At 61.7% G+C, this 11,252-nt stretch carries 13 protein-coding genes and 1 tRNA gene; 13 read left to right on the forward strand and 1 reads right to left on the reverse strand.

Going from position 1 to position 11,252, the window contains the following annotated elements; genetic code table 11:
• Positions 1-44: 44 nt before the first annotated feature.
• The 5 genes from ABIE58_RS10515 to ABIE58_RS10535 all read left to right on the forward strand — a co-directional run bounded on the left by ABIE58_RS10515 (position 45) and on the right by ABIE58_RS10535 (position 2,597).
• Positions 45-121 (forward strand) — tRNA-Met (locus tag ABIE58_RS10515).
• Between the two features lie 322 nt (positions 122-443).
• Positions 444-734 carry a helix-turn-helix domain-containing protein gene (locus ABIE58_RS10520; RefSeq protein ID WP_354544671.1) on the forward strand — a complete coding sequence of 97 codons (291 nt, stop codon included), beginning with the start codon at positions 444-446 and terminating at the stop codon, positions 732-734.
• Positions 731-2,038, forward strand: a complete 1,308-nt coding sequence (locus ABIE58_RS10525; RefSeq protein WP_354544672.1) for a type II toxin-antitoxin system HipA family toxin — start codon at positions 731-733, stop codon at positions 2,036-2,038. Before ABIE58_RS10520 ends, ABIE58_RS10525 begins: the two co-directional genes overlap by 4 nt.
• Positions 2,038-2,370: a hypothetical protein gene (locus tag ABIE58_RS10530; RefSeq protein ID WP_354544673.1), complete on the forward strand. Its 333-nt coding sequence runs from the start codon at positions 2,038-2,040 to the stop codon at positions 2,368-2,370. The genes ABIE58_RS10525 and ABIE58_RS10530 overlap by 1 nt, the downstream gene beginning before the upstream one ends.
• Positions 2,367-2,597, forward strand: a complete 231-nt coding sequence (locus ABIE58_RS10535; RefSeq protein WP_354544674.1) for a type II toxin-antitoxin system RelE/ParE family toxin — start codon at positions 2,367-2,369, stop codon at positions 2,595-2,597. The genes ABIE58_RS10530 and ABIE58_RS10535 overlap by 4 nt, the downstream gene beginning before the upstream one ends.
• Here the strand turns inward: ABIE58_RS10535 and nusG are convergent.
• Complete coding sequence (nusG, locus tag ABIE58_RS10540; RefSeq protein WP_354544675.1) at positions 2,584-3,096, reverse strand: transcription termination/antitermination protein NusG; 513 nt, start codon at positions 3,094-3,096, stop codon at positions 2,584-2,586. The two genes, ABIE58_RS10535 and nusG, sit on opposite strands and share 14 nt — an antisense overlap.
• Positions 3,097-3,304: 208 nt before the next feature.
• Here nusG and ABIE58_RS10545 point away from each other — a divergent pair, with 208 nt between their 5' ends.
• From ABIE58_RS10545 to tviB, 8 genes are read left to right on the forward strand one after another with little or no spacing between them, the layout of a single operon-like run.
• On the forward strand, positions 3,305-4,912 hold the full coding sequence (locus ABIE58_RS10545) for a recombinase family protein (protein WP_354544676.1): 1,608 nt from the start codon (positions 3,305-3,307) through the stop codon (positions 4,910-4,912).
• 27 nt (positions 4,913-4,939) lie between these two features.
• Positions 4,940-5,818 (forward strand): ParB N-terminal domain-containing protein, encoded by an 879-nt coding sequence (locus ABIE58_RS10550; protein ID WP_354544677.1) that lies wholly within the window; start codon positions 4,940-4,942, stop codon positions 5,816-5,818.
• A 14-nt stretch (positions 5,819-5,832) separates the two neighbouring features.
• Positions 5,833-6,921: a plasmid partitioning protein RepB C-terminal domain-containing protein gene (locus ABIE58_RS10555; protein WP_354544678.1), complete on the forward strand. Its 1,089-nt coding sequence runs from the start codon at positions 5,833-5,835 to the stop codon at positions 6,919-6,921.
• Positions 6,922-6,957: 36 nt separating this feature from the next.
• Entirely contained in the window at positions 6,958-7,257 is a 300-nt protein-coding gene (locus tag ABIE58_RS10560) for a hypothetical protein (protein WP_354544679.1), read from the forward strand.
• Positions 7,258-7,299: 42 nt separating this feature from the next.
• Complete coding sequence (locus tag ABIE58_RS10565; RefSeq protein WP_354544680.1) at positions 7,300-7,662, forward strand: MarR family EPS-associated transcriptional regulator; 363 nt, start codon at positions 7,300-7,302, stop codon at positions 7,660-7,662.
• Positions 7,659-8,963 carry a UDP-glucose dehydrogenase family protein gene (locus tag ABIE58_RS10570; RefSeq protein WP_354544681.1) on the forward strand — a complete coding sequence of 435 codons (1,305 nt, stop codon included), beginning with the start codon at positions 7,659-7,661 and terminating at the stop codon, positions 8,961-8,963. The genes ABIE58_RS10565 and ABIE58_RS10570 overlap by 4 nt, the downstream gene beginning before the upstream one ends.
• Entirely contained in the window at positions 8,963-9,970 is a 1,008-nt protein-coding gene (locus tag ABIE58_RS10575) for an NAD-dependent epimerase/dehydratase family protein (RefSeq protein ID WP_502950086.1), read from the forward strand. Before ABIE58_RS10570 ends, ABIE58_RS10575 begins: the two co-directional genes overlap by 1 nt.
• Before the next feature lie 8 nt (positions 9,971-9,978).
• Positions 9,979-11,241, forward strand: coding sequence for a Vi polysaccharide biosynthesis UDP-N-acetylglucosamine C-6 dehydrogenase TviB (gene tviB / locus ABIE58_RS10580; protein WP_354544682.1), 1,263 nt, complete (start codon positions 9,979-9,981; stop codon positions 11,239-11,241).
• Positions 11,242-11,252: the final 11 nt, after the last annotated feature.

Genomic DNA, 11,252 nt, shown 5'->3' on the forward strand with positions numbered 1-11,252 from the left:
CAAACCTGGAAATCTCCCAATCCAAACGATACAAAATAAAACACCGCGGGATGGAGCAGCCAGGTAGCTCGTCAGGCTCATAACCTGAAGGTCGTCAGTTCAAATCTGACTCCCGCAACCAAAATTACAAAATAAAACAAAGGCGTAGTTCCCTAGTAAAACACTGGGGAATTGCGCGCGCGCGGTTACATCAACGCCACATCAACACCCCACCAGAAAAACCGCATTCGTCCGCAGTCGCGTGCACCGACGTACATCAGCCCCCATTCGCGGGCATTCAACCCCGACAACATGCCCATTGTGTCCCTCTGGGACGCTTACCTTATTCTATAAGGGTAGGCTGTCGTGCCGCCCAGCAGCGACGATCTTAACGTTAAAGATAAAGTGCCTTGAGCACAGCCAGGTTCACCGCTATCTTTACCGGAAAAGGTAAGGTGGTTCAGATGGCCGATGATGCCGAGAAAGAGCTGCTGGCAGACGCCGGCTACCGGATCCGCGAGACCCGGGCCGCGCAGGGTTTGAGCCTGGACCAGCTGGCCCGGCTGACTGGTATCAGCGCGCCAGCGTTGTCCTTGATCGAAACCGGCAAACGCGATCCGCGGCTGACGACGCTGAAGCGGATCGCTGATGCATTGCGCGTGCCTCCCGCGACATTGATCGCGGACGGCTCTGGCACCGCCGAGCCCAGCGCCTCGTCGTCATCCGGGGGCTATGACCTCCGAGAGTATCAGTGACCGCCTCCGTCCCCATCTGGTTTGATGGCCTCGCGGTGGGTCAGATCGACGTTGCGGCTGATGGATCTCTCTCTTTGCGATATGCCGAGCGATGGCTGCACACGACCGGGGCTTTTCCCTTGTCTGTCACCATGCCGCTTCGTGCCGAACCCTATCCCTCTGATGTCATCTCTCCCTGGCTCGCGAACCTCTTGCCAGAGGAGGAGCAGCTTCAGGCTCTGACCCGGTCTCTCGGGCTCGATCAAGCGGACGTTCTGGCTGTGCTTGCAGAGATTGGCGGCGACACTGCCGGCGCCCTGTCCTTCGGCGCGGCGACGGATCGGGCGCTTTGGGCCTATGTGCCGCTCACCACCTTCTACGATACGGCCGATCCGCGTCTGGCGCTTGAGCGCCACTTCGAGGATCTTGGTCGCAGGCCGTTTCTGGTTGGCGAGGAGGGCGTGCGCCAGTCGCTGGCGGGTGGCCAGAAGAAATCGGCCCTGGCCGTGCTGGGCCCGGACGGCGCGCCTGTGCTGCGCCTGCCACAAAAGGGGGATGTTCTCGCCATTCCTCTCAATGGGGTGCCATCCACCTTGATCGTGAAGCCGGGCAACCCCAACTTGCCGGGCATCACCGAAAACGAGGTCTGGTGTCTGCGTATGGCGCAGGCGATCGGTATTGACGCTGCGCAAGCGACAATCCTCCAGTCCTCAAAACGGACGGCGATCGGTGTGCTGCGCTATGATCGCAGGATCGGGCGGAGCGGCCAGCTTCTGCGCCTGCACCAGGAAGACTTTGCGCAGGCCAATGGCCTGCCTCCGGGGCGGAAGTATGAGCGCGGCACGTTGCGCGGGCTCGACCTCAAAACCCTGCTGGAAACCGGTCGCCATGTCAGCGCAACCGATGCGCTGGCGCTGCTGGACCAGGTCATCTTCAACATCCTCGTCGCCAACACCGACGCGCATGCGAAGAACTATTCCCTGATCCTGCCGGTGGGCCGTGGTCCGCGTCTCGCGCCGCTTTATGATGTCTCGACGGTGCTGTCCTGGCCCCATGTCGTAAAGACCTACGCTCAATCCATCGACGGCAAGAAGAGACGCCCGGACACGATTTCTGGGCGGCACTGGGAAGCCCTCGCGCGGGAGGTTGGGTATCGTCCAACCGATGTTAAGCACCGTGTCCAGCAGATCGTCGATGCACTGGTGGCGAACAGAGCGAAGATCACGGACGAGGTGGCAGCCCTGCCCGGAGCGAGTGAAGGCTATGTCGTGCAGACCGCGGAAGCTGTCGAGGGGAATGCGCTGCGCATGGCGGGACGGTTATAATGCCCGCCTTGTCACAGCGCCGCGTGATGTGTAGATTACCAAGTCATACTCGGAGTCTGCCCATGACAGTCAAAACCACGGTCAGTTTCGCGGATCGCCATCATCGTTTCCTGACTGACAAGGTCGGCGAAGGCGTCTTCGCCTCGCAGAGCGCGCCTGTGGCGGCGGCGCTTGAACAGACGATCCGGGATGAAGAAGAGCGCGCGATCGCGCTTGATGCGATGGCCGAAGAAATCCGCGCACGGATGCGCACATCGCATGCGGAATATGTTGATCCCGAGGGCGCCTTCGCGGCGGTCCGCGCCCGTACCGGCGTCGCGCGGCGGGGATGACGTATCGCATCTGGTTTCACCCGGCTGTGGCGGATGATTTGGCATCGATCACGGAGTTGATCGCCAATTTCGCCGGGCCCGAGGCGGCCGAGCGCCACCTTTCCGAGATTGAGGCCATGATTATCAGTCTGGCTGACACACCTCTCAAAGGGAGCTTTCGTTCGGAAAGCGTTCAGGCTTTTCGATCCAGAGTGAACTACGCTTTCGAGTTGTTTACACCGCCCTGAGATTCTGCACGTCCACCGCGACGCGGGTCGCGCCGCCCATGATCTCCATCAGCACCCAGACGCGGCGGTCGGGGGTGATGCTTTCGATCGTGGCCACGAAATCCGCGAAGGGGCCCTTGGTCAACATGACCTCGTCACCGGGGCCGAGCAGCTTCGGCGGCATAAGCTTGCCGTCGCGGTCGCAGCGCAGCATCAGCGTGCTGACAAGATCCAGCGGTACAGGTGTAGGCTCCTTGCCGAGGCTGACCAGGTGTGTGATGCCGTAGGTGGAGTTGACGGCGCGCCAGCCGCCGCGCTCCACGGCGAAGGCCACGAACAGGTAGCCCGGGAAAAGCGGGCGCATCTGGGTGGTGAACTTGGCGCGGACGCGCTTGGTCTCTTCCTGCAGCGGCAGAAAGGTCCGGAAGCCCTGCCGCGCAAGGTTGCGTTCGGCGATGCGATGGCTGTTCGGCTTGATCTGCGCCAGAAACCAGGTTGTGCCGGGGTCATGGTCTGTCAAACGTGCCTCCTGCCGCCCTAATGCTCAAACTTGAGCGCACTATGCAGCCAGATGCGAACCGATTCAACAGATGAATTCTGCATGCGCACAGATGTCGGGCTATCATGCCCGATAAGCAATAAAAACCATTGAAATCATGAGATAAACTCGCGACGCGGCTTGATAGCCGGCCACGAGCACGCAAACGTCCTCCCGACACAGCGAGACCATGGAGGGTGAGTTGGACGGCAGCGGCGGTGATCGGGCAGTGTTTCGGGCGGCGCAATATGTGCGCATGTCGACCGAGCACCAGCAGTATTCGACGCAGAACCAGGCCCAGGCCATCCAGGACTACGCCGACCAGCGCGGCATCGAGATCATCAAGACCTATGCCGATGATGGCAAGAGCGGGCTGGTGATCGGCGGGCGCGCGGCGCTGCAGAGGATGATCGCTGATGTCGAAACCGGCGCGGCCGAGTTCAACGTGATCCTTGTCTATGACGTCACCCGCTGGGGCCGGTTCCAGGACGCCGACGAGAGTGCCTATTACGAATACCTGTGCAAACGCGCGGGCATTCAGGTGGCCTATTGCGCCGAGCAGTTCGAAAACGATGGCTCGCCCGTCTCGACCATCGTCAAGGGCGTCAAGCGCGCCATGGCGGGGGAATACAGCCGCGAGCTATCGGTCAAGGTTTTCGCAGGCCAGTGCCGCCTGATCGAGCTGGGGTTCCGGCAGGGCGGTGCTGCCGGGTTCGGGCTGCGCCGGATGCTGGTCGATCAGAGTGGCACCATCAAGGGCGAGCTGAAGCGCGGCGAGCACAAGTCGCTGCAGACCGACCGCGTAATCCTGAGGCCGGGGCCGGACGAGGAAGTGGCCTGGGTCAACACGATGTATCGCTGGCTGATCGAGGAGGATCTGTCTTTTCGCGAGATTGCCGACCGCCTGAACGACGAGGGCGTCGCAACGGATCTCGACCGCCCATGGACAGCGTCCTCCGTCCGCACGGTCCTGACCAACGAGAAATACATCGGCAACAACGTCTTCAATCGCAGTTCCTTCAAGCTCAAGAAGCAGCATGTCGACAACCCGCCCGATATGTGGATCCGAAAGGAATGTGCCTTCGAGGGGATCGTGCCGCTCGAGGTCTTCATGACCGCGCAGGAAATCATCACTGCGCGGTCGGCGCGGCTGTCGGACGAGGAACTGCTCGATCACCTCAAGCGCCTTTACGCCGATTCGGGCCAGCTGTCGGGGGTGCTGATCGATCAGGTGCCTGACATGCCTTCCGCGACCACCTATCGCAGCCGGTTCGGCTCGCTCACGCGGGCCTACGAGATGATCGGTTATCGCACCGACCGCGACCATGAGCGCATCGCGCTCAACAAACGTCTGCGCGCCCTGCACCCGGAAATCATCGCCCGCACCGAGGCGGCGATTGCCGAAGTCGGCGGCTCGGTGGCGCGTGATCCCAAGACCGACCTGCTGATCCTCAATGACGAGCTGGTCGTCAGCCTCGTGCTGGCGCGCTGCCAGTCGCAGGCAAACGGACGGCTGCGCTGGCGCATCCGGTTCGATCCGATGCGCTACCAGGCCGATGTCACGCTCGCGGTGCGTCTCGACGCGCTGAACCAAGGCGAGCTCGACTACTATCTGTTGCCCTGGATCGATCTGCCACGGCAGGAAATCCGGCTCTGCAACCGTACAGCCATCGCCTTCGAGGCCTTCCGCTTTGAAGACTTGCGCTTTTTCTATGGCATGGCCGAGCGCGTGGGTCTTTCGAAACGATGGGCCTGGCCAGCTGCACACACCCCGAGGAAGAAAGAGAACAAATCATGAATATAATCGCCACAAGGAGCCAGCGTGATGCAACCTGACACCCCCGACAGCGTGATCCTCCTACCCATAGAGCGGATCGAGGTCCTCAACTCGCGCGACCGCAACATGAAGGTCTTCGAGGAGATCGTGGAAAATATCCGAACCATCGGCCTCAAGAAGCCGATCACCGTGACCGAGCGCGCCGGCGCCGACGGCGAGGTGGCCTTCCTGCTGGTCTGCGGCGAGGGACGGCTCAATGCCTTCCGCTTGCTGGGTGAGACGCATATCCCGGCGATGGTGGTCAATGTCAGCGACGAGGACGCCTTCATCATGTCGCTGGCCGAAAACATCGCGCGGCGCGGCCATCGCCCTCTTGAAATCCTTGCTGATATCGAGCTGCTGCTGGCGCGGGATTACACCATCGAGGATATCATTCAGCGCACCGGGCTGTCGCAGAAATATGTCCGCGACATCGTGTTCCTGCTGGAAAAGGGCGAGGAGCGCCTGATCGAGGCAGTCCAGAACAACACCATCCCGCTCACGGCGGCGCTGGAGATCGCACGCGCCAAGAATGACGATGACGATCTCGGCGACATGCTGGAGGAGGCATACAAGACCGGTCAACTCAAGGGGCACCAGCTGACTGACGCCAAGCGGATGATGGAAAAGCGGCGCAATAAAGGCCCGAAATCCGGCGCGCGGCCCAAGCTGCCGAATTCCGCCCATTCGCTGGTCCGCACGTACCAGAAGGAGGTCGCGCGCCAGCAGAAGATGGTTCTCAAGGCCGAGCACGCGCACCAGCAACTGCTGCTGGTGGTTGAGGGCCTGAAATCGCTCTTTGCCGACGAGAACTTCGTGACGCTCCTGCGCGCTGAAAGGCTCGACACGCTGCCCAAATACCTCGCCGACCGAATTGAAACCACCTAATCAAGGAGTGTGGCATGACCCAGGCCAACACAGTAAAACCGATCTATCCCGGAGCCTTTCCGCCGCCCGGCGCTGACGAAGACAGCGTGCAAGGCTATCCCACTGCACCCCTGAACCTGACCCTCGGCTTCGATCTGGAGACCGTCCAGATCCCACTCGAGGAGTTGATGCCCTCAAAAAAAGCGCCCGACGGCGTGATGACTACGCGCAAGTTCAAACAGATCGTATCGTCGATCCGCGAGATCGGGCTGATCGAGCCGCTTTCCGTTATCAAGCCTGATCCGGATGCGCCCGGGTTTCTGCTGCTCGATGGCAACCTGCGGGCGCTGGCGCTCAAGGAACTTGGACAGGACGTAGCCCCGTGCCTTATCGCGAAGGATTTCGAGACCTACACCTATAATCATCGGATCAACCGGCTCTCGACGGTGCAGGAGCATTACATGCTGCGCCGCGCCATCGACAAGGGCGTGAGCAAGGAGCGGCTGGCGCGCGCCTTCAACGTCAACCTCTCGACCATCAACAGCCGGATCAACCTGCTGCACGGCATCTGCCCGCGCGCGGCGGAATTGCTGAATGATCACCAGTTCACGCCGGACGTGACGCGGCACCTGCGCAAGATGAAGGCCGCGCGGCAGGTCGAGGCGGTCGAACTGATGATCGCGGCGAACAGCATCACCGCGGCCCATGCCGATGCGCTCCTGAAAGCGACGCCGCCGGAACAGCGCACCGATTACACCCCGCCCAAACCCGAGGCGCCCAGGGGCGATCCGCTGGAACAGATTGTCAAGCTCGAGCGCGAAATGAACAACGTGCAGGAAAAGTACAAGGATGCCGAAAAAAGCTATGGCTCGGAGCTGCTGAATCTCGTCGTCGCCAAGGGCTACCTGACGAAGCTTGTGGCCAACGCCGCAGTGCGCTCCTGGCTCGATCGCAATACGCCGGAGATCCTTGAGCAGTTCGAGCTGGTGATCAACACCACCAGCATGGAAGAGGCCATGAAGCAGGAGGCCCGGGAAGGAGCCAGCGACGCGGCCAGCCAGGGACGTGCGGATGCGAAAGCTGAGGATGCAGCTGAGGTCACCGACGTCCGCGCAGCAGAGTAGGGCAGACACGCTCCGGGCGTGGTGTCACGGAGCGGCGTGCGCTGCCTCGATGTTGGCATGCCGCGCTGCTCCGAAAATCGCATCTTCGCATCTGCAGAAAATGCGGATTGCATCGGCGCGGTCGATGCGTTACTCACGAAAACGTGCAACGCGGTATCGTTTCGCATCGTCGCAGTAGAGTCCGTTTCGGTTGGAATTGAGGACCGAATGCGCCGCAATCCCTGGAATATCAAAACGTCCGTTGCACGGGCAGCGAATAGCGTGTATCGCTCATTATTGAGCGATTATGTTGATTCTGCTTCACACATCGAGCCGACCTGTCCCGAGGTGCCCTGAAGGCAGTCCTTGTGCGGTAGCCTGAGAGAAAGCCCCAGGATAATGACCGATCAGCGTGACAAGATGCGCGAAGATGTTCAGGTGCGGATCCTGCGTCTGTTGCAGGAAAACCCCGAGATGTCGCACCGGGAACTGGCCAAGGCCGTTGGGATCAGCACGGGCGGCATTCATTATGTTCTCACCGCGCTTCTGGACAAAGGTATGATCAAGTTTGGCAATTTCACCGCCGCCAAGGACAGGCGGCGTTACGCCTATGTTCTGACGCGAAAAGGGATAGTTGAGAAGGCGCGGCTGACGCGGGCGTTTCTTGCGCGCAAGATGGCTGAATACGAGGCGCTCAGGGCCGAGATCGAGGCCGTTCAACAGGAAATTGCCGCGGATGACGCGCAGGAGAGCCGCTCATGAAAATCGCGATGATCGGCACGGGCTATGTTGGGCTTGTGTCCGGGGTGTGTTTTTCCGATTTCGGGCATGAGGTGATCTGCGTCGACAGGATGCCCGAGAAAATCACCATGCTGGAGCGCGGCGAGGTGCCTATATTCGAGCCGGGGCTCGATGCGCTGATGGCCAGGAATGTCGAGGCCGGGCGGCTGTCCTTTACCACCGATCTGGCGCGCGCGGTGGACGGGGCCGATGCGGTGTTCATCGCCGTCGGCACGCCGACGCGGCGCGGCGACGGGCACGCGGATCTGAGCTATGTCATGGCCGCCGCCGAAGAGGTGGCGCAGGCGCTGACCGGCTATGCCGTGATCGTGACGAAATCCACCGTGCCCGTGGGCACCAACCGCCGCGTCAGGCAGGTGGTGGCCAAGGCCAACCCGAAGGCGGAGTTCGACGTGGCCTCCAACCCCGAATTCCTGCGCGAGGGCGCGGCGATCGAGGATTTCATGAAACCCGACCGCGTTGTGGTGGGGGTGCAGTCCGAGCGCGCGGCCGAGGTCATGGCCGATATCTACCGCCCGCTCTACCTGCGTGATTTCCCGATCCTGACCACCGATCTTGAATCGGCGGAGATGATAAAATACGCCGCCAACGCGTTTCTCGCCACCAAGATCAGCTTTATCAACGAGATGGCGGCGCTCTGTGAGCGGGTCGGCGCGGATGTGAAGGAAGTGGCGCGCGGCATCGGGCTTGACGGGCGCATCGGCAACAAGTTCCTGCACGCAGGCCCCGGTTATGGCGGGTCGTGCTTTCCCAAGGATACCACGGCGCTGGCGCGCATCGGGCAGGAACATGCGGTGCCGCAAACCATCGTCGAAACGGTGATCCGCGTCAATGACGCGGTCAAGCTGCGGATGATCGAGAAACTGCGCGATCTCTGCGAGGGCAGTTTCAACGGCAAGGTGGTGGCGGTTCTGGGGGCCACCTTCAAGCCCAATACCGACGACATGCGCGACGCGCCCAGCCTGACCATCGTGCCCGCTCTGGTGGGCGGCGGGGCCAGGGTGCGCGTGGTTGATCCCCAAGGGCGGCGCGAGGGCGAGGCGCTCTTGCCCGGCGTGCACTGGAGCGAAGACCCCTACAAGGCCGCGCAAAAGGCCGATCTGTTGGTGATCCTCACCGAATGGAACGAGTTCCGCGCGCTTGACCTGAAGAAGCTGGCGAAGAAGATGGCCACGCCGCGCATGGCCGATCTTCGCAACATCTATTCCGCCAAGGACGCCAAACGCGCGGGCTTCGATGCCTATGTAGGGGTCGGGCGCTGATGCGGATCTTCGTCACCGGAACCGCCGGGTTCATCGGGTTTCATCTGGCCCGGCTTTTGCTGGCCGAAGGCCATCAGGTGGCCGGCTTCGACGGGATGACGGATTATTACGATATCCGGCTGAAAGAACGCCGCCATGCCATGCTGCTCGAAAACCCCGCTTTTTCCGCCACGCTAGCGATGCTGGAGGATGACGCGGCGCTTTCATCGGCGGTGGCGGGCTTCGCGCCCGATGTCATCGTGCATCTCGCCGCGCAGGCGGGGGTGCGCTACAGCCTCGAGAACCCGCGCGCCTATCTTGATGCGAATGTCATCGGCACGTTTACCGTGATGGAGGCCGCACGCCGCCTTGGCGTGCAGCATCTGCTGATGGCCTCGACCTCGTCGGTCTATGGGGCCAATACCGAAATGCCGTTCATCGAGACGGAAAAGGCCGACACGCAGCTGACCATCTATGCCGCCACCAAGAAGGCCAACGAGAGCATGGCCCATGCCTGGGCGCATATCCACGATCTGCCGATCACGATGTTTCGGTTCTTCACCGTCTATGGCCCCTGGGGGCGGCCCGATCTGGCGCTTTACAAATTCGTCGATGCGATCCTCGACGGGCGGCCCATCGACATCTACAACCACGGCGAGATGTGGCGCGATTTCACCTATGTCGACGATCTGGTGCGCGCGATCCGCCTGCTGATCGACGCCGCCCCGCAACGCCCCGAGGATGGGGTGGTGCCCGAGGGTGACAGCCTGTCGCCGGTCGCACCCTGGCGCGTGGTCAATATCGGCAATTCCGACAAGGTGCGGCTTCTGGATTTCGTCGACGCGATCGAGGACTGCCTCGGGCAGAAGGCGATCCGCAATTACATGGGAATGCAGACCGGCGACGTGCCCGCGACCTGGGCCAATGCGGATTTGCTGAAGACATTGACAGGCTACCGCCCCCAAACCGATTTCCGCGATGGCATCGCAAGGTTTGTGGAGTGGTATCGGGAGTATTCTGGAAAATGACATCTGACATGAAAACGATTGCCATCATCGGCCTTGGCTATGTTGGCCTGCCGCTTGCGGTGGAATTCGGCAAATCGCGGCCCGTGATCGGGTTTGACATCAACGCCGCCCGCATCGACGCGCTGCGCGCCGGGCGGGACGTCACGCAGGAGGCCTCGGCCGAGGAGCTGGCCGCCGCGCGCCATCTCAGCTATACGACCGACCCCGCCGATCTGGCCGCCGCGTCGATCTATATCGTGACCGTGCCCACGCCCATCGACGCCCATAAACGCCCCGATCTTACCCCGCTCATCAAGGCGTCCGAGACGCTTGGCCGGGTGCTCAAGCGCGGCGATATCGTGATCTACGAGAGCACCGTTTACCCCGGTGCGACCGAAGAGGATTGCGTGCCGGTGCTGGAGCGCGTCTCGGGCCTCAGCTTCAACGTGGATTTCTTTGCCGGATACAGCCCCGAACGCATCAACCCCGGCGACAAGCAGCACCGCCTGCCCGATATCCGCAAGGTCACATCCGGGTCCACCCCCGAGGTGGCCGAAGAGGTGGACCGGCTTTATGCCAGCATCATCACCGCAGGCACCTACAAGGCCGAGAGCATCCGCGTTGCCGAAGCCGCCAAGGTGATCGAGAACACGCAGCGCGACCTCAACATCGCGCTGATCAATGAACTTGCCATCATCTTCAACAAAATGGGCATAGACACGCAGGCGGTGCTGGAGGCGGCGGGGACGAAATGGAATTTCCTGCCCTTCCGTCCCGGTCTGGTCGGCGGGCACTGTATCGGGGTCGATCCCTATTACCTGACCCACAAGGCCGAAGCGATGGGCTATCACCCGCAGGTGATCCTTGCCGGGCGGCGGATCAATGATGGGATGGGGGCCTATGTGGCCGGGCAGATGATCAAGGCGATGCTCAAACGCCGCATTCAGGTAGAGGGTGCGCGGGTGCTGGTCCTTGGATTGACCTTCAAGGAGAACTGCCCTGACCTGCGCAATACGCGCGTGGTCGATGTCATCGCAGAGTTGCGCGATTACGGCGTCATCGTGGATGTGCATGACCCTTGGGCGAATGCCGATGAAGCCCGGCACGAATACGGGCTCGCGCCGGTGGCGACCCCCGAGGAGGGGGCTTATGACGGCATCGTGCTGGCGGTCGCGCATGATGAGTTTCGTGAGCTTGGCGCGGCGGGTTTGCGGGCATTCGGGCGGTCGCCGCATGTTCTTTATGATCTCAAGCATGTCCTGCCCGCTGATGGCAGCGATTTGCGTCTTTAAGCGGGAGATAT

This window comes from Roseovarius sp. MBR-78 (genome assembly GCF_040547535.1).
Lineage (GTDB): Bacteria > Pseudomonadota > Alphaproteobacteria > Rhodobacterales > Rhodobacteraceae > Roseovarius.